This is a genomic window from Rhodococcus sp. P-2, assembly GCF_016598535.1.
Lineage (GTDB): Bacteria > Actinomycetota > Actinomycetes > Mycobacteriales > Mycobacteriaceae > Rhodococcus_F > Rhodococcus_F baikonurensis.
This window is the reverse complement of sequence record NZ_CP066779.1, coordinates 258,814-277,501: the sequence shown is the minus strand read 5'-3', so window position 1 is coordinate 277,501 and position 18,688 is coordinate 258,814. Positions and strand designations below refer to the sequence as shown.

Genomic DNA, 18,688 nt, shown 5'->3' with positions numbered 1-18,688 from the left:
ACAGCTATCGAGAGGAGAACTCGCCATGAGGAGCATGGGATTGCTGTCGACGGCACTTCTCGGCGCCACCGCGATCGCAGCCGCGATCGTCCTGGTGGTGTCGATGCCGGACATCCAGCGGTATCTGAGAATGCGAAAGATGTAAAGCGCTGTGCGCGTGCTGATTGCAGGCGTCGGAAACATATTTCTCGAAGACGACGGATTCGGTCCCGAAGTCGTTCGGGCGCTGCAGCACGAGGATCTCCCGTCGGGAACCCGCCTGGTCGACTACGGGATTCGCGGCGTGCATCTGGCGTACGACTTGTTGGAGCCGTGGGACGCACTGGTGTTGATCGACGCCCTACCGGCCACCGGGGTCCCGGGGAAGCTCTCGATCATCGAGGTGGACCCCGAAAGTGAAGGCCCGCATGGTGGTTTCGACGCCCACTCGATGCATCCGAGTTCGGTGTTCGCCAGCTTGCAGGCCCTCGGCGGAACACTTCCGCGGACGTTCGTGGTGGGGGCGCACGCGAAATCGATTGGTGACGGGATCGGATTGAGTGCGGAGATGAGCGGTTCGGTCGGGCAAGCCGCATCCGCGGTGATGGCACTCGTGAGGTCGATCGACGTGGATTGCGATGTCACCACATTGGGACCGGAGGTGTGAGTCATGTGTCTGGGAATCCCGGGACGAGTCCGCGAACTACTGGACGGGTACGGCGGTCAACTCGCCCTCGTCGACGTGGAAGGTGCTCCGCGCAAAGTCAACATCGGGATGCTCGACGAAGGCGCCGTCACCGCAGGGGACTGGGTGGTGATCCACATGGGCTTCGCAGTGGAAAAGGTCGACGAACAGGGAGCGCACCGTGCCCGGACCGGCCTCGAACTGATGGGCCGAGGTCAAGCCAGTGATATCGACGACTCCGATACTCGTACTGGCGAGGTCGGGACATGATGATCGCCTGCCGTGTCATCGTTCGTGGCGTAGTCCAGGGGGTGGGATTCCGGCCGTTCGTTCATGCGACTGCCACCGAACTGGGACTGTCGGGTTCGGTGGGAAATTCTGCTCTCGGTGTCGTGATCGAGGTCGAAGGCGACGGAGAGGCAATCGATGCATTTGTCGTTCGAATGCGACACAGCCCCCCACCGCTGGCACGAGTGGAGTCGATCGAGCGTGAGGACTTGCCGCCGGTAGGTCGTCAGGGGTTCTGCATAATCGAGACGGATGCGGGGTCGGTCGGGCGAACCGTGGCGCCGGCTGACGTTGGAATCTGCGACGACTGCCTCCGCGAACTGACTGATCCGAGCGATCGGCGATTTCGTCATCCCTTCATCACCTGCACCAATTGTGGTCCACGATTCACGATCATCGAGTCGCTGCCCTACGACCGGGCCGCCACGACGATGAAGCGATTCCCGTTATGCGCACACTGTGCGGTGGAGTACGCGGATCCCTCCGACCGCCGATTTCACGCGCAACCGATTGCCTGTCCGGAGTGCGGCCCGACGCTCTCGTTCGTGAAAGAGGATATGCCTGCGGTGACCGGCGAGGCTGCACTCCTGGCCGCCCGATCGCTGCTACGAGACGGAAAGATTCTTGCTGTCAAGGGAATTGGTGGATTCCATCTGGCTTGTGATGCCCGCGACGATCACGCGGTTCACCAGTTGCGTGAGCGCAAGCGTCGAGCAAGCAAGCCGTTGGCGGTGATGGTGCGCGACATGCGCGAAGCCAGAGCGCAGGGTCTTGTCTGCGATGCCGAGGCCGGTGCCATGTCCTCACGCGAACGCCCGATAGTGCTGGTGGCCAAAGCGTCTGGATTCGCGCTTTCGCCCTCGGTTGCCCCAGGAATCCCGGACATCGGAATCATGCTGGCCTACAATCCGATTCAGCATCTGCTTCTCGGCTTGCCCGGGGACGCTGCAGGCCCGGCGGTGTTGGTGATGACGTCGGCGAACATCGGTGGAGAGCCTATTCTGTTCTCCGACAGCGATCTCGCACGACTGGATTGTCTGGCCGACGGGGTATTGACCCACAACCGTCCGATCTTGATGCCGTGTGACGACTCGGTGATGCGAATAGTGGACAGTGGACGGCAGTTGCTTCGTCGCTCGCGCGGATACGCACCGCTGCCCGTCGCCGCGCCGTTCGACTTACCGCCCACCTTGGCGGTCGGGGCCGACCTGAAGAACACCTTCTGTCTCGCCGAGGGTGCCTGTGTGTGGCCGAGCCAGCACATCGGAGACATGGGCGACCTCGCAGTCATCGACAGTTTTGCTGCCTCGGAGCGTCACTTCGAATCGATCACGGGAGTAGTGCCTCAGCAGATCGCCTGTGACGAACATCCGCGGTATCGCTCGTCCTCGTGGGCTCGAAGGCGTAGCGGCGACCGACCGGTGCGCGTCGTCGGGCATCACCATGCACATGTGGCTTCCGTGATGGGGGAGAACGGCCGGGACGGGAGCGAACCCGTACTCGGAATGGCGTTCGACGGCACCGGCTACGGGGCGGACGGCGCAGTGTGGGGAGGGGAATTGCTGCTGGCGACGTACAAGGGCTGTCGCAGGCTTGCCCATCTGGAATACGTACCGCTGCCCGGTGGTGATGCCGGAGTGGAACGACCGTACCGAATGGCGCTCGCTCACCTGTGGCACGCCGGGTTGGATTGGGACGTCGACCTCGCGCCGGTTGCGGCCTGTCCGCCCCGAGAGCGGTCGGTTCTACTTCACCAGTTGGAAACCGGTTTCGGGTGTGTGGACACCTCCAGCATGGGGCGGTTGTTCGACGCAGTCTCATCGCTGGCCGGGGTTCGACAGTGTGTCGACTACGAAGCGCAGGCCGCAATCGAGCTGGAGGGGATTTCGAGGGGAGTCGACAGCGCCGGTTCGCGGTACACCTTCGACTGGATGCAGTCGGACGACGATTCGTGGACAGCCGATCCGCGGTCGGTCATTCGGACTGTCGTCGGCGATCTCCGGGCGAAGGTGCCCGCCGACGTGATCGGCGCCCGTTTTCACGAATCAGTAGCGCACCTGGTGCTCGAGTGGGCAATTCGTGGTCGGGAAATGGCGGGAGTGGACGAGGTAGTACTCACCGGAGGTGTCTTCCAGAACCCTCTCCTGCTCGTCCGGGTGTGTGCCCTGCTCGGAGAAGCGGGATTCACGCCGTTGACAGGACTGGAGTTACCACCGAACGACGGCGGTCTCGCCTACGGCCAAGTGCTGGTCGGGAGTTCGTCATGAGGTCAGGAGTTGTGTCATGTGCCTAGCCGTACCAGGACGTATCGAGTCCTTGGAGGAACGCGACGGAACGACGATGTCGGTGGTGAACTTCGGTGGCGTCCGAAAAGAGGTGTGCCTCGAGTACATTCCTGGCGCCCGAGTCGGCGAGTACGTCGTGGTACACGTCGGATTCGCCATCCAGCGACTCGACGAGGAATCCGCTCGCAGCACGCTGGCGGAATTCGAGCACCTCGGCGTACTCGACGAGGAATTCGGTGACGGGTTCGAAAGGGCTGCCCGGGCCGCGGGGATCGAACCGAAGGAGACGGAATCATGAAGTATCTGGACGAGTTCTCCGATCCGGAACTGGCCGGCAAACTGCTGGATCAGATCCGCGCGCTGGCCACACGGCGATGGGCGATCATGGAAGTGTGTGGTGGTCAGACACATTCGATCATCAGACACGGCATCGATCAACTACTTCCGCAACAGATCGAGATGATTCACGGACCAGGATGCCCAGTCTGTGTCACCCCGCTCGAGATCATCGACAAAGCTCTCGAAATCGCGGCAAGACCCGATGTCATTTTCTGCTCCTTCGGGGACATGTTGCGAGTCCCGGGGAGTTCTTCGGATCTGTTCCGGATCAAGAGTGCCGGCGGCGACGTGCGCGTCGTGTACTCACCGTTGGATGCGCTGACCATTGCCAAGGAGAACCCGGACCGGCAAGTGGTGTTCTTCGGGATCGGATTCGAGACCACCGCGCCGGCCAACGCCATGACCGTCTATCAGGCCAATCGCCTGGGCATCGAGAACTTCTCGCTACTCGTCTCGCACGTTCTCGTCCCACCGGCGATGGCCGCGATCATGGACTCGCCAGAGTGCCGCGTGCAGGCATTTCTGGCGGCCGGGCATGTGTGCAGTGTGATGGGTACGTCGGAGTACCCGGCGCTCGCCGAGAAGTACAAGGTCCCGATCGTCGTCACCGGATTCGAGCCGCTGGATTTGCTGGAGGGAATCAGAAAGACTGTGCTGCAATTGGAATCGGGTCGATACGAGGTCGAAAATGCCTACGCCCGTGCGGTCACGGCCGAGGGCAACACCGCAGCGAAGGCGATGCTCGAGGACGTGTTCGCGGTGTCGGATCGGACATGGCGCGGCATCGGATCGATTCCGGACAGCGGTTGGCAGCTGGCGCCGAAGTATGCGTATTTCGATGCCGAAGAGCGCTTTTCGGTGACCGATATCCATACCGACGAGTCGAGCGTGTGCCGTTCCGGAGAAGTGTTGCAAGGCTTGATCAAGCCACACGAGTGCAGCGCCTTCGGGAAGGAATGCACTCCGCGGAATCCGCTCGGTGCCACGATGGTCTCGTCCGAGGGGGCGTGCGCTGCGTACTACCTGTACCGGCGCCTGGAACTTCAGGAGGCGGGTCATGCCGGCTGAGGAGACCGCTGTCGTGGACCTGTCGGCATGGGTCTGTCCACTGCCGCTGCGTGATTCGCCGAACATCGTCATGGGGCACGGTGGTGGGGGAGCGATGTCCGCCGAGCTGATCGAGCATCTGTTCCTGCCCTCGTTCGGAAGCGCCGCCGATGCAGAACTCGGAGACTCGGCCGTATTCGACGTCGGCGGGGTGCGGCTCGCCTTCTCGACGGACTCGTACGTCGTGAAACCCATGGTGTTTCCCGGCGGAACGATCGGCGATCTTGCTGTCAACGGAACGGTGAACGACCTGGCGATGGCGGGAGCACAACCTCTGGTGATGTCGACAGCCTTCATTCTCGAAGAAGGGACCGCCCTGACCGACATCGCGGGAATCGCGAAAGCGCTCGGTGAGGCCGCGCACGTTGCCGGCGTTCGGCTGGTGACGGGTGACACGAAGGTCGTCGATGCCGGTCACGGCGACGGAGTCTTCATCAACACCGCGGGAATCGGGATTGTCGCCGATGGGGTGAACATCAACCCCACTCGCGCACAAGTGGGTGACGTCGTGATCGTCAGCGGCGACATCGGCGTTCACGGAGTGGCCGTGATGAGTTGTCGCGAAGGTCTCGAATTCGGGACCGAAGTGCGCAGTGATTGTGCGGCCCTGAACGGCGTGGTTGCCGACATGATTGCCACCGGCGTCGACATCCACGTCCTGCGCGACCCTACGCGGGGTGGAGTCGCCGCGACCCTGAACGAGATCGCTCAGGCGTCGAACATCGGGGTTGCACTGGTGGAACGAGATCTGCCGATTCCCGCTGACGTGCGCGACGCCTGTGGGCTACTCGGTTTGGATCCGTTGTACGTTGCCAACGAGGGCAAGTTGATCGCCTTCGTTCCGCGAGACGATGCCGACCGAATTCTGGAAGCGATGCGCGGCAATTCACTGAGTGTGGGAGCCGCCGTGATCGGGGAGTGCGTGGCCGAACATCGCGGAATGGTGGTGGCGCGCACGGCATTGGGAGGCAATCGGGTAGTGGATTTGCCTGCAGGTGAACAACTTCCGCGGATCTGCTGATGACTGCCGTCGGTATCAACGGGCCGGCGTTGTTTGCTCGTTACGCATATCCGCCGAACGAGTTGGGTTACTGCGGACCCGACGATCCTTCAACGCTGCTCCGCCAGGCCCTTGGTGGCTCGGGCAGCGGCGACCGTGATCGCGCTCGTCAATTCGACGGTGCGTGGCCGTACCTCGAGGCATTGGCCGTAGGTGCCGGCATCGAGGATCCTCTCGATCCGCGGGTGATCGAAGCCTATTGGGTAGGGAGTGATCTCCTCGACTCGCTCGATTCGGCGACGTTGTTGCAGCACTTGAGGACGGCATTCGGTGAACGCGAGAACACCGGGTTTCTCACCGCTCTCGAGGATCGGGACCGCGCGCTCGCACACCACAGTTTCCACGTTTTTCTGGTGTATCCGTGGGTCAAGCTTCTTCGCAAGCGCGGTGCGGTCCCACTGTCCGTTCTCCAGAACTGTCGGATCAGATGCGGAGTGGTCGAGGACGTGAGCCAGGAGCACGCGTCGGTGGTTTCGTCCCCGCTCGAGTTCGACGGTCAGCAACTCGCACGCGGGACGCCGGTGTCGCAGCGAGTGAGATGGAGCGTCGGCGGCCGCTCACTCGCGCCGCCGCCCGTTCCGGGCGCCGTGGTGACGATGCACTGGGATTGGCTGTGCGACAGCATCACTGCAGAGCAGGCACTGGCCTTGGATGCCGCGGAGGACTCCGCACTGCGGATCGCGAACCAGATGTTGTCGACCGATATGTGATCGTCAGTTCCCCTCCAGGACGGAGGCTCCGGTGAATTGGGGTAGCGCGGTACCGGACAGCGCACTGTGGTTGGCAGAGGCATACGCGATTACGGTAGTGGTTCTCGTGATCACCGCGCTGCTCCTTGCTCGGTACACTCGCTGGGGCAACCAATTTCGGCGAATGGCTTGGCCCTACTTCGATCCCCGGCGCACCGTCCTTCCACTGTCGATTCTCGCGTCACTGTTGCTGCTCACGATATTCGGTGTCCGCGTGACTGTGTTGTTCTCGTACTGGTACAAGGATTTCTACGACGCTATCCAGAACCTCGACGAAACCGCCTTCTGGCACTACCTGCGAGTGTTCGCGATATTGGCCGCAGTCCACGTCGCGAGCTCACTTGTCGTCTACCTGGTAGGTCAAACCCTCGATATCAACTGGCGCAGCTGGCTCAATGACACACTGACCGACGATTGGCTCGACGGCCGCGCCTACTATCGCGGAAACTTCCTGGAGAACCCGGTCGACAATCCGGACCAACGTATTCAGGCAGACATCACCACATTCGTGACGTCGTCCCGCACGTTGTCCATGGGCGCCGTCACGGCAATGGTGTCGATCGTCAGCTTCACCAAGATCCTGTGGGATCTGTCCGGGCCGTTGACTGTTTTCGGTGCCGAGATTCCGCGAGCGATGATCTTCCTTGTCTACATCTACGTGTTGGTGACGACGGCACTGGCTTTCTGGATCGGGCGGCCTTTGATCATGCTGAACTTCTTGAACGAGAAACTCGGCGCCACCTTCCGGTACGCACTGGTTCGACTGCGGGAGTACGGCGAGAGCATCGCCTTCTATCGCGGAGAGAACGTCGAACGACGCACCCTCGGACTACGTTTTGCTGCGGTGATCCGCAATATGTGGGCGATCGTTTTCCGGACGCTCAAGTTCAGTGGCTTCAATCTGGCAGTGAATCAGACCGCGGTGGTGTTTCCGTTCCTCGTCCAGGGATCTCGATTATTCAGCGGGCAAATAACTTTCGGCGACGTGATGCAAACTGCTCAAGCGTTCGGCCAGGTGCACAATTCACTGTCCTTCTTCGCGAGTCCTATGCTGATTTTGCCAGTTTCCGGGCCACACTGATTCGTTTGACAGGGCTCGCAGATGCGGATCGACGTGCCCGCGCACTCCCGGTGCTCGACGCTTTTTCCTCGGGTAAGCACTTGATTGTTCGTGGACTCGATGTGCGCACGCCTGTTGGTGAGGCATTGATCTCCGAACTCGACATGTCACTGGTGCCCGGTGATGCTCTGCTGGTGAAGGGCCCGTCGGGAAGCGGCAAAACCACGCTGCTCCGCAGCATCGCGCAGTTGTGGCCGTACACAGACGGTTCCGTGACCACTCCTGTCGGATCCGTGCTCTTTCTCTCGCAACGTCCGTACTTGCCGTTGGGTTCGCTGCGCGCAGGTCTGGCATATCCGGATCAGTTGCCCTCGGGGCAGCCGAACACAGGGCGTGCGAACTTCGACGACGACAGGTTTCGCGACGCGTTGGCCCACGTGCATCTTGCGCATTTGGTCGGCCGACTCGACGAGGCTGCGGATTGGACTCGAATTCTGTCGCCGGGGGAGCAACAACGGCTGGCGTTCGCCCGAGTCCTCCTGATCCGCCCGCGAACCGCATTTCTCGACGAGGCGACATCCGGAATCGACGAAGGTCTCGAGTACACGCTCTACGACATACTTCGCCATGAACTGCCCGACAGCATCATCGTCAGCGTCGGCCATCGCAGCACACTCGACGTTTTTCACAATCGACAACTCGAACTGCGCGGTGCGGGACACTGGACGCTCACTGATCGCGAAGGCTGAGAACAGCTTTCCTCGGTCGGCCTCTTTCGACAAACCTCGGCGGGAGCATCCCCTGCGCGGCGGGCGATCGAAGACATCGTCCGTCAAGAGGTCGAAGGGTTGTCGGGGTCGTTTGTGCGCTGGAGCACCCAGGCCGCAATCCTGGTGCGCGAGCTGTACCCGAGTTTGTTCAGAATGTGATCGACGTGGCCGTCGACAGTGCGCTGGGAAATGACCAGCTTGTCCGCGATTGCTCGGTTGGTCAGGCCCTGTGCGACGAGTTCGGCCACCTGCTGCTCCCGCGGAGTCAGCACTTCGTCGGCCGCCGATTTCGGTGATCCACCGAGCGGTTGCTCTCTCAGCGCGCGGGCCGCTGCGTCGTCGAGAGTCAGAGCTCGTCCATGATCGAATGCTGTTTGAAAAACCCGGTCTCCGAGCCGGTTACGAGCTTTGGTTACGCTGTTTTCGTGGTACTGGACCATGCTCCTGAAGGTGTCCATCGGGCTGCCCGTGGCGGTGAACAGCGTGTCGGCAGCTCCCATCAGTGTGGCTGCCAGCTTCGCGTCCCGGTCGACAAGCGTCCACGCGATTTCCTCGAGGCACCATGCGCATCCGAACTGGTTACCCAGCCCTCGTAGCAATCGGAGAGAATCTTCGAGTAGCTCGATGCCGCGAGCGTGGTTGCCATGACGCCACAGGGCGGATCCGTAGTCCGACATCGCCATCGACCGCCACAAGATTTCGCCGCGCGATTCGGTGAGGGCCAATTCCTCCTCGTAAATGCTTGCAGCCCGGTCGGCTTCACCGAGGGCGTCGACGACGAAGGCGAACCAGTAGAGCGCGGGTACCAGACGGGCGATGTTGTCGTTTGCCCGGAATGCTGCGACAGCCTGCTCCAGGTACTCGGCACCGCGCACGAGATCGCCGTCGGCGACCGCGACGAATCCGAGCGTGTACCGCGCCAGTATGCGTCCGTCGTCGTTCCGCTGCATCTCGGCCTGTCGCCGAGCCTCTTCGGCAATGCTTGTCGCCGAAGCGATGTCTCGTTGGAGGGCTGCCAGCAGTGCGCCTGTCGCGGCGGCCTCGACTACCGCGTCACCGAGAGGGCCCTCGGTCAGTGCGGGCACCTCGGCCAGGGCGCGACCCAACCAGTAGCGACCTTCGTTGAATCGACCACGTGCAAGCCAGTAATCATGCAGAGCACTTGCGGTACGCAATGTGGCTTCGACCGAGTCGGGTTCGGTCAAACCGAATTCCAACGCGGTGCGCACGTTGGGTAGGTCGCGGTCGATCCGCGTCATCCAGTCGATTTGGTGCGGCCCCGGCCAGTCGACTCCGGAGCGGAAGACGAGTTGCCTGAACCACTCACTGTGCCTGCGCTGCAGTGAGGCCCACTCGTCGACTGACACCAGTTCGCGCCCGTAGTCGCGAAGAGTCTCGAGTAGGCGGTAGCGAACGTACGAGCCGTTTTGTTCACGGATGAGGATCGACTTGTCGACAAGGGACATCACGAGATCGCCCAAGTCGTCGTTCTGTGCTTCGTCGGCGAGAATTCCTTCGACGGACCCGAGATCGAAGCTACCCGCAAATACGCTCGAGTTCGCCCACAACGACTTCTCCGGCGGCGTACACAGATCGAAGCTCCAGTCGATACTCTGTGCAAGCGTTTGTTGACGCGCTGGAGCGTTCCGGCTGCCCCGCGTCAGCAGTTGGAAGCGGTCGTCGAGTTTTTGCAGGATCTGATCGACCGACATCGCCCTCAGTCGGGCGGCCGCCAGCTCGATCGGCAGCGGTAGTCCCTCCAACCGGCGGACGATCTTCTCCACAGCCGCACTGTTCTCGCTGGTGATGCGGAAGTCCGTCACGGAGGAACGTGCCCGCTGCTCGAACAGCATCATCGCATCACCATCACGGGTGTCGGTTGGCGACGGCGCCTCGGTGGGAATTCGCATTGGCGGCACCCGTAATACCATCTCGCCGGGAATGTCGAGCGGTTCTCGGCTGGTCGCCAGAAGTGCCAATCGGGCACAGCACCGGAGTAGTTCGACGACGGTGTCGGCCACCCAGCCGATGAGGTGTTCGCAATTGTCCAGAACAATCAGGACACGTTCGTCGACGAGACGGCCGATCAGTACCGATCGCGGTGACCGCGCAGATCGGTCTTGTACTCCGAGTGCGGCAAGAATCGTCTGATCGAGAAGTGCCGGCTCCCGCAGTTCACTGAAGTCGACGAACCAGACGCCCCCGGGGAACGCACGGGAGGAATCATCGGCGGCACGGAGCGCCAAGCGGGTTTTGCCGACCCCACCCAGGCCCGTAAGGGTCACGAGGCGGTAGTCCGACAGCAGGCGTCGGACTTCTTTGGCTTCGGACCGACGACCGACGAAACTGCTCAGTTCGATCGGTAGGTTTCCTCGTTTTGCCGCCATGAGAATCGCGCCGAATTTGTACGTGCTGAGTGGATTGACCCCACACAGTGTACGCGGATTCGCGTGCGTGAAATCTGCCATCGCACCACCGGTGTTCGCCCGTAGTTGCCTTTGGGGCGAGGCTTATTGGTGTACGACCCGGAACATCGGACACTTTTTGTCGACGTAGTTCGCGCCTCATTCGAAAGGGATGAGAGGCTCATTCCATCTCTCTGCCGCGCTTACGATTCCGGCATGAAACGTGTGTGGGAAGGTGTGCGGCGCTACGGCAAGACGCTGCACTCGGCTGGGTTGTCGTTCGGCTTGGTGTTTTTCGTCCTCTCGATGAGCCCGTCCCTCTTGCCGCGGGCGTGGTACCTGCAGGGCGTGGCGACCGGTATTTCCGTCGCCACGGGGTACGGCATCGGTGTCAGCGTGGCGTGGATGATCCGCAAATGCGGAGTCGAACCGACGTGGTCGGATCGGACCAAGAAGATCGGCTGGACTGTACTCACTGTCCTGGCGGTGATATTGGTGCCTCTCTTTCTGATCTTGGGTTCGTGGTGGCAGCAGATCGTCCGTGATCTGGTCGAGGCACCGCGCGTCAACCGGGCGAACTATCTTCTGGTGCTGCTGATTTCGGTCGCGGTGTGGTTGATCTTGCTCGAGGCGGGTCGCGGTTTGCGGTATCTCACCAGAAGCATCGCTGCCGTCGCTCTGCGGTTTGTGCCCAAAGAGGCGGCGAAAGTCGCGAGCTTGGTCGTCGTCTTCGCGTTGGCGATCTTCGTCGTCAACGGTGCCCTCTACAACGGGCTCATCGCGTTTGCGAACTGGAGTTTCTCCGGCGCGGACAACGACACACCGGATGGTATCGACCAGCCTCTGATCGCCGAGCGCAGTGGTTCGCCCATGTCTGCCGAGGCGTGGGATTCGCTGGGTAAGGAAGGGCGCACCTTCATGGGTAGCGGGCCGTCCGCGGAGCAGATCGCCGCGCTGACCGGCCGGGACGCGAAGCAACCCATCCGCGTGTACGCCGGCCGCGAGTCGTCCGATTCCGTCGACGGCGTCGCAGGGCGGGTCGTCGCTGAACTCGAGCGCACCGGTGGATTCGACCGCGCCGTCCTGGCAGTGGTGACCACCACCGGCCGCGGCTGGGTCAACGACGACGTGGCGTCCTCCTTCGAATACGTTCAGGGCGGCGACACTGCCATCGCGGCGATGCAGTACTCGTTCCTTCCCAGCCCGTTGGCATTCATCGCCGACCGAGAAACCCCGATGGCCGCCGGCCGGGCGCTGTTCAACTCTGTCTACGCGAAATGGATCGAGCTGCCGCTCGACAAACGCCCTAAGCTGGTCGTTTTCGGCGAGAGCCTGGGATCGTACGGGGGACAGGCGGCGTTCGCGGGAGCGCAGGACATGGCGACGCGTGTCGATGGGGCGCTGTGGTCGGGAACCCCGAATTTCACTGCTCAATGGCAGGAGATCACCAGCGGTCGTGACTCAGGCTCACGGGAAGCGGTGCCGGTGATCGACGACGGGCAGTCGATCCGTTTCGCCGCTTACCCGGAAGACCTCGAACTCGATGCGCCGTGGAACGACTCCCGCGTCGTGTACTGGCAGCACGCCAGCGATCCGATTGTCTGGTGGTCTTTCGACCTACTCCTGAACCAACCGGACTGGCTTGCTGAACCTCTGGGCAGGGATGTCGATCCGGGAATGACGTGGATACCGTTCGTGACGTTCTGGCAGGTGACACTGGACATGGTCTTCTCGGCTGACGTGCCCCCTGGTCACGGACACAACTACGGTGCCGAGGCAGCGGACATGTGGGCACAGATATTGCACCCTGAGGACTGGTCTCAGTCGGACACCGACGCAATTCACGCCGCTCTGACGAACAACTTCCAACCCACCAAGTAGTAGTGCGGACCGCCGACCTCGTGACGGTCCCTCGTCGTTCGAGCGGGAGCACTCGCTCGTGATCGTTCAATCCCTGTTTTTCAGCTATCTCACAAGGAGCGCTATGCATTCGTCAAGAACACTCGTAGCTGCGGTGGCGCTGAGCGCGATCACTGTGTTTGCCGGGGCGGGGTCCGCGGTTGCCGCGCCGGCGATCGGCTCTGTCGATTTCGGTTCGTCGACCGGGTCCGAAACCGGTTCGTCGAGCGGATCAGGATTCGGCTCTGTCGATTTCGGATCCGGCGGTCCTGATGTCGAGCATCCGGTGTCGACCTGCTTCTGGTCGGTGCCGATCAATCCCGAGCGCGCGGACCCGCAACTCAACTACGCCTTTCCCGACACCGCGGCCATCTATTGGGCTGCGCAGTTCACAATCCCCGAGGATGCCGAGTTGGTTGTTCGAGGGCAATATGCGCATGCGCGCTATCAGTCCTTGAACTCGTACAACGCAGCAACCGCTATGCCCACCGCCGTTCTCAATGACATTTCGACGGCCCCGGACGCAGGCTCACACAACACCTATCTTCCCGGTGCCGATCGATCGAATGACGGTGCCAGGTCGTATACGGCGTCGGTCCGCAACGAGGCATCGCCTGCAGAACCGAAACCCAACACCTTGTATGCCGGTGTGCCGGGCCAGGACCGGATAAGCCTGCTTTATCGCATCTACCTTCCCGACAATGGGCGTGATCTCACTGGTGGAGTCGGACTGCCGGAGCCAGAGTTGCGCCTTTCCGATGGTCGGGTGTTGCGTGGGGAGGATCTGTGTTCGGCGGTCGGTGCGGACAATGGAATCTTGAAGCCGGCGTCGCTGCCGCTGGACACGTACAAGGCATTGCGTGACCAACCGGGCAAGCCTTCGACCTTCCCTTCCGAGCAGACGCCTGTCTGGCGGGCTTACTACAGCGCCGAGTTCACGCTCGGGTGTACCTATCTCGGCAAATGCGATGGCACACCTCAGCGTGTTGGCGGGCAGTACTCCAACATCGACAACAGCTACGTCACGGCCGAAGTCAATCGCGGGTTCGGTGAAGTTCTGGTACTTCGGGGAGAGTTGCCGAGGACTCCTGAGACGACAACCGGCGCAAAGAATCTCGACAGTGCAGTCGACATGCGGTTCTGGTCGATGTGCAGCAATGAATCGCTGGCGACGACGAAGGTAGCCACGTGTCTTTTCGACGAGCAGGTGGCCACCGATGCAGCGGGGCGCTACACGATTGTCGCGTCGCTGCCTGAAGACCGACCTGCAAACGCTACGAAGGAATGTGGGGTGTCGTGGTTGTCGCTCTCACCGGCCGGTGACGGCGCAGGCCATCTCGACGATTCGCTTCTGATCATGCGGAACATGCTGCCGGCCAAGGACTTCGGTCACGCCGCGCACGATACTCGGACGCCCGGTGACGAGAAAGCAGTGATGGGACAGTATCTGCCGGACGGTCAATATACATCCAAGCTTGCGTTCGAGGGCAGCGGCTGCGCGAAGTAGCTCGATACCGTCGAACCGGCCCACTTCGGTCTTCGCTGCGGAAGCTAGCTACTTCCGTCGTCTATCGCACGGGCGAGGGTGGACATGGTGCGCTCTCGGTGGGTTGTTGCGGGTTGCACCGTGTCGGGCCAGTCGGCAGTTTCTTCCAACGCCCAGTCGGCCCATTCTGCGATGTGGTTGAAGTGGCCGATCATGAATCGGTTGGCCAGTGCCATCAGGTGATTTTGTTGGGGGAGTGTGCCGGCTTCGGGGGCCGAAATTCGTTGTGCGTGTGAGACGAACAGACTTCGGGATCGAGCAGCTTGTTCGCGCGTGGTAGTCAGGGTGGACCGCAGGTCGTCGATCGTGCCTTGGTGGGCGAAGATCACGCGGATCATGCCTTCGAACTGCAAGGCGGGGGGCGTGGTCTGGGTCGCGAGCCAGTCGCTCAGTGCTGTTCGGCCTTCGTCGGTGATGGAGTAGACAGTGCGTGAGCGCTGAGTGCCTTTGGTGACCGTGGTCGCCGTGACCAGGCCGCGTTCGAGCAATATCTTGGGCGCGTTGTATCGCTGGCGGTCCGCGCTGGGCCACAACTCGGCGACCCCGCGTCCGACCTGCTCGGCGATTTCGTATGCGGACCAGTCCTTGGCTGTCAGCAGTCCCAGGATCATGTACGAGGTGGGTGTGAGATCACGCTGAGCCACATGGCTCCCTTCGCTCCGCGGTTGGCATCCAAGCCTACAAGTGTCACTTCCCTTCGCCGTTCGCATCCTCGGTGTCGGCGATGTCGTCGGATGCGTCCTGCGCAGGTTTGCCGTAGATGAAGGGGACGAGCGCGCCGGCGACGGCAGACGCCGGTGCGAAACCGTCAGCGGTTGGTGCCAGATTTCCCCACACCACCATGGTCACATCGTTGACCGGGTCGTACCCCATGAACGAGTTGTAGCCGGGAAGTTCGCCGATATGGCCGTACATCGGACCCATTTGAGCGATGCCGTATCCGTATCCCGCAGATCCCTCGCCATCTGTGGGTTGCACACTGTTCACACGCAATTCCTGGGTGGCCGGACTCAGGAGCGAACCGGTGCCTAGAGCTTTGACCCATGTCGCCATGTCGTTCGCAGTAGAGATTCCCTGACCTGCGGACCATGTCCACGAAGGATTGTGCGTCGTGGTGTCGGTCGGCCTTTCGGTGCCTGCGGCGATCGCGTCGAGGCGAGATTGTGGGAGCGCTTGTTTGCCTTCGCCGAGCGTTTCGACGTTCCCGCTGTAGGTGTACCCGTTTGCATAGGGCGTCGGGATGCTGGTGTCGGTGTTCGCAGGAAACGATGTCCCGGCGAGTGCGAGTGGCCCGAAGAACCGGTCCGCGAAGATCTGCTGAATCGGCTTGCCGTCCAGCTGCTCGGCGATCAAGCCGAGGAGAACGGTATTGGTGTTGGAGTAGTGATAGCCGGTGTCTGGCGCGAAATACGGCGGCTGGCTCAGCCCCATCGCCAGCAGCTCCTCGGGTGTCCACACTCGCTCCGGTTGCTCGTCGAGCGCCTGGTTGAGTTCGAGGGTTTCGGTGTAGTTGTACAGGCCGCTACGCATGTCGAGTAGGTCGCCGATCGTGATGTTGTCGCCGTTGGGGACATCGGGGCGGAACTTGCTGACCGGATCGGTTACCGCCAGCTTGCCCTCGTCGACCAACTGCAGGATTGCCGTGCCGGTCCAGGTCTTGGTGTTCGAGCCCACGCGAACCTTGGTGTCCAGAGTGGGAGGCTCGTTGACGCCTTCTCGGACCGAACCCCATGTGTTGACGTACTTCTGTGTCGGTGTCGTGATCATGACCACCATCGCGATCTCGCGGAATCCCTCCGCCTTCTCGGAGACGACGGAATCCATTGCAGCGCTGTCGAAAGACAAGACGGCGCTGCCAGTCGACCCGGCGGAGGTCGGCGCAGACGAGGAGGGGGACGCGGAATCGGTTGCGGACGAACAGGCTGAGAGAAACAACGCCGTGGCGATGCCGGCGACGGCCACTTTGCGAACCTTGGCGTCGTGTCGTGCTGTCGACTTCCCGTAAGAGTTCATGAAAAGACTTTAAGTGATACTGCACATTGCATGCTGCACTTTGCAGTAAATTACGTCAAATCAGTCATGAATCCTCAGGAGTGTCCATGTCGTCCACCACATCAGTTCGCGCCGTTGTTGCTTTGGTCAGCGTCGGCGTAGTCCTCACCGCATGTTCGGCGCAGCCGTCGAATTCCGGTGTCACATCGACTCCGATGCTCCAGATTCCGGACGAGGCAACCCGCATCATGACCACCGATCCCTACTCCATGGCTAACTGGTCGTATCTCGTGGTCGACCCCGACACAGACGAGGTGATCTACAGCAACAACGCGGACAACTCGATGTTTCTGGCCTCGCAGACCAAACATTTCACCGTCGGCACCACCTACGACACCCTCGGCGTTGACCACACCGTCTCGACCCCCGTATATGCCACCTCCGTTCCCGTCGACGGCACTCTCGCCGGAGATCTCGTGCTCGTCGGCTCCGGCGACCTTGCGCTCGGTGGGCGCAATGCGGCGCAGGGTCGATTCGACTTCGCCACCGACGGAATCGACCACGTGTACGCCGACGCCCTACCCGGAGCCGTTCTCGCGCCCGGCGATCCCCTTGCGGGACTGAATGATCTCGCCCGACAAGTAGCCGGCGCCGGCATCACTCGTGTCAAAGGCGACGTCCTCGTCGACCCTCGTCTGTGGGACACCTACGCGACGGTCGAAGGCCTCGTTCCGTCGATCTTCGTCAACGACAATCTCGTCGATATCCAGGCCCGGCCGGGTGCGGTAGGTGAGCCCGCCACCATCGACATGCTTCCCGGGAACAGCCTGTTCCGCGTCGATGCGCAGGTCACCACCGGTGAAGAAGGTAGCGACTCGACACTGAAGGCAGCAGCGGACCCGACCGATCCCACCCAGATCAACGTGACCGGGTCGGTACCGGCTGGAAAGACGTCGCTGACTGTCCACCGCATCACCGATGCACCGTCGTGGGCCCGGCAGCTGTTCGTAGAGGCATTGCGTCGCAACGGAATCGAGGTTGAAACGGTATCTCGGACCAACGACGCAGCTGCTCTGCCTGCCGATCGGACGTATACCGGCAGTCGTCAGGTTGCGAGCCTTCGATCGGCACCACTTTCGGAGTCGGGAGGGATGATCCTCGCGACCAGCTACAACACCGGCGCGAACACCTTCCTGTGTCTGTTGGCGGTAGCGGAAGGATCGTCGTCGTGCGGCGACGGCTTACCGACCGTCAGGGCACTCGCCGAGAAGGCAGGTATTGCAGCGTCTGATCTTGTGGTGATGGACGGTCAAGGCGGAGATCCGTCACAAGCGACACCCGCGGCAGTCGTCGACTGGCTCGACTGGGTGGACCAGCAGCCCTGGGCCGACACGTTCTGGGCCGGTCAACCGGTACTCGGTGAGCGCGGTTCGTTGTCCGGCGTCGGGGCCGACAGTCCCGCGAAGGGGAAGATCATCGGTAAGACGGGAACGTCTGCCGACGTCGAACCCGACACAGGCCGGTTGATAGTGACCCTTCAGGCGCTGTCCGGTTACATGATCACCCCCGATGATCGCCGACTTCTGTTCGTCGTAGCCGTCAGCGATGCAGTATTTCCCGATCTGCCTCGTGGAGTCTTCCAAGTCGGGGGCGACGTCGGGGGCGTTGCCGCTGCGTTCCAACAGGCACAGACGAACTGACTCGGGGCGAGTGAGAGGTACGGCGGTCCGGGCACTCATCCCTTTCGAACGAGGCATGAATTACGCAGGCGCTCACAGTGTCAGCATTGTCGCGCAGCGGTATCGACTGCGTCCCGATGAGAAACGAGTGTTGACATGGGATCCGTTATCGGAGATCTCCTCCCCATAGCCGTCGGTGTCGCCGTCTCCCCGGTGGCCGTCATCGCGACGATCTTGATGTTGCTCTCCAAGCGCGCCGGTAGCACGAGCATCGGTTTCGCGGTGGGCTGGCTACTCGGAATCTTCATTGCCACATTTCTTTTCGTCCTTCTTTCCAGCGCACTGAGCACCTCGGACGATGGACCGTCCACCACTGCTTCGTGGATCAAACTGGCGCTGGGCGTCCTCCTGTTGGTGGTCGGAGTCAAGCAATGGCGAGGGCGCAGCGGTGAACACGAAACGCCGAAGTGGATGCACGCCATCGACGAGATGACCGCGGTCAAGGGGTTGGGCCTAGGATTCGCCCTCGCCGCGATCAACCCGAAGAACCTGCTGATGTGCATCGCGGCAGGAGTGTCGATCGGTTCGGCGTCGCTGGCAACCAGTGGAGTGATCGCCTCCGTCCTCGTCTTCACGATCATCGCCAGTTCAACGGTGGCGATACCTGTCGTCGGATACGTGGTGGCTGCTGACCGCCTGCGCGAGCCGTTGGCCAAGCTCAAGGTCTGGCTCCAGGACAACAACACCACGGTGATGAGCGTGTTGATCTTGGTCGTCGGAGTTGTACTGATCGGCAAGGGAATCGGCGGAATCTTCTGACACCGCGCTTTCACGTGGTGTGGACG

Annotated in this window: 15 protein-coding genes and 1 pseudogene; 13 read left to right on the top strand and 3 right to left on the bottom strand. The window is 61.8% G+C overall.

The genetic code is table 11. The features are described from left to right. Positions 1-25 precede the first annotated feature (25 nt). The 9 genes and pseudogenes from I7X09_RS29710 to I7X09_RS01265 all read left to right on the top strand — a co-directional run bounded on the left by I7X09_RS29710 (position 26) and on the right by I7X09_RS01265 (position 8,301). On the top strand, positions 26-145 hold the full coding sequence (locus tag I7X09_RS29710) for a DUF6893 family small protein (RefSeq protein ID WP_003942178.1): 120 nt from the start codon (positions 26-28) through the stop codon (positions 143-145). Between the two features lie 6 nt (positions 146-151). After that, positions 152-646 (top strand): hydrogenase maturation protease, encoded by a 495-nt coding sequence (locus I7X09_RS01300; protein WP_095970640.1) that lies wholly within the window; start codon positions 152-154, stop codon positions 644-646. A gap of 3 nt (positions 647-649) precedes the next feature. Continuing rightward, complete coding sequence (locus I7X09_RS01295; RefSeq protein ID WP_200315191.1) at positions 650-934, top strand: HypC/HybG/HupF family hydrogenase formation chaperone; 285 nt, start codon at positions 650-652, stop codon at positions 932-934. Beyond that, the gene (hypF, locus tag I7X09_RS01290) at positions 931-3,219 is read left to right on the top strand and encodes a carbamoyltransferase HypF (RefSeq protein ID WP_200315189.1); all 2,289 of its coding nucleotides are present in this window, start codon (positions 931-933) and stop codon (positions 3,217-3,219) included. Before I7X09_RS01295 ends, hypF begins: the two co-directional genes overlap by 4 nt. Before the next feature lie 16 nt (positions 3,220-3,235). Further along, on the top strand, positions 3,236-3,535 hold the full coding sequence (locus tag I7X09_RS01285; RefSeq protein WP_095970637.1) for a HypC/HybG/HupF family hydrogenase formation chaperone: 300 nt from the start codon (positions 3,236-3,238) through the stop codon (positions 3,533-3,535). Next, positions 3,532-4,644 carry a hydrogenase formation protein HypD gene (gene hypD, locus I7X09_RS01280; protein ID WP_166809604.1) on the top strand — a complete coding sequence of 371 codons (1,113 nt, stop codon included), beginning with the start codon at positions 3,532-3,534 and terminating at the stop codon, positions 4,642-4,644. The genes I7X09_RS01285 and hypD overlap by 4 nt, the downstream gene beginning before the upstream one ends. Beyond that, positions 4,634-5,704 (top strand): hydrogenase expression/formation protein HypE, encoded by a 1,071-nt coding sequence (hypE, locus tag I7X09_RS01275; RefSeq protein ID WP_095970635.1) that lies wholly within the window; start codon positions 4,634-4,636, stop codon positions 5,702-5,704. The genes hypD and hypE overlap by 11 nt, the downstream gene beginning before the upstream one ends. Further along, a complete protein-coding gene (locus I7X09_RS01270; RefSeq protein WP_200315187.1) occupies positions 5,704-6,453 on the top strand; it encodes a DUF6390 family protein in 750 nt (249 codons plus the stop codon). The genes hypE and I7X09_RS01270 overlap by 1 nt, the downstream gene beginning before the upstream one ends. 31 nt (positions 6,454-6,484) lie before the next feature. Continuing rightward, positions 6,485-8,301 (top strand): annotated as a pseudogene (locus tag I7X09_RS01265) (ABC transporter ATP-binding protein/permease). Positions 8,302-8,384: 83 nt separating this feature from the next. Here I7X09_RS01265 and I7X09_RS01260 read toward each other — a convergent pair. Continuing rightward, complete coding sequence (locus tag I7X09_RS01260; protein ID WP_200315185.1) at positions 8,385-10,790, bottom strand: LuxR C-terminal-related transcriptional regulator; 2,406 nt, start codon at positions 10,788-10,790, stop codon at positions 8,385-8,387. Positions 10,791-10,943: 153 nt separating this feature from the next. On the opposite strand from I7X09_RS01260, the gene I7X09_RS01255 reads away from it, so the two are divergent. Beyond that, complete coding sequence (locus I7X09_RS01255) at positions 10,944-12,608, top strand: alpha/beta hydrolase (protein WP_200315183.1); 1,665 nt, start codon at positions 10,944-10,946, stop codon at positions 12,606-12,608. Positions 12,609-12,711: 103 nt separating this feature from the next. After that, entirely contained in the window at positions 12,712-14,133 is a 1,422-nt protein-coding gene (locus I7X09_RS01250) for a hypothetical protein (protein WP_166809599.1), read from the top strand. 44 nt (positions 14,134-14,177) lie between these two features. On the opposite strand, the gene I7X09_RS01245 is transcribed toward I7X09_RS01250, so the two are convergent. Beyond that, positions 14,178-14,816 carry a PadR family transcriptional regulator gene (locus tag I7X09_RS01245; protein WP_124566228.1) on the bottom strand — a complete coding sequence of 213 codons (639 nt, stop codon included), beginning with the start codon at positions 14,814-14,816 and terminating at the stop codon, positions 14,178-14,180. Between the two features lie 43 nt (positions 14,817-14,859). Then, positions 14,860-16,185, bottom strand: coding sequence for a serine hydrolase domain-containing protein (locus I7X09_RS01240; RefSeq protein ID WP_095970630.1), 1,326 nt, complete (start codon positions 16,183-16,185; stop codon positions 14,860-14,862). 86 nt (positions 16,186-16,271) lie between these two features. Here I7X09_RS01240 and I7X09_RS01235 point away from each other — a divergent pair, with 86 nt between their 5' ends. Together I7X09_RS01235 and I7X09_RS01230 are read left to right on the top strand one after the other, a co-directional pair. Next, on the top strand, positions 16,272-17,864 hold the full coding sequence (locus tag I7X09_RS01235; protein ID WP_200315181.1) for a D-alanyl-D-alanine carboxypeptidase/D-alanyl-D-alanine-endopeptidase: 1,593 nt from the start codon (positions 16,272-16,274) through the stop codon (positions 17,862-17,864). 135 nt (positions 17,865-17,999) lie between these two features. Next, positions 18,000-18,662, top strand: a complete 663-nt coding sequence (locus I7X09_RS01230; RefSeq protein WP_166809597.1) for a GAP family protein — start codon at positions 18,000-18,002, stop codon at positions 18,660-18,662. Positions 18,663-18,688: the final 26 nt, after the last annotated feature.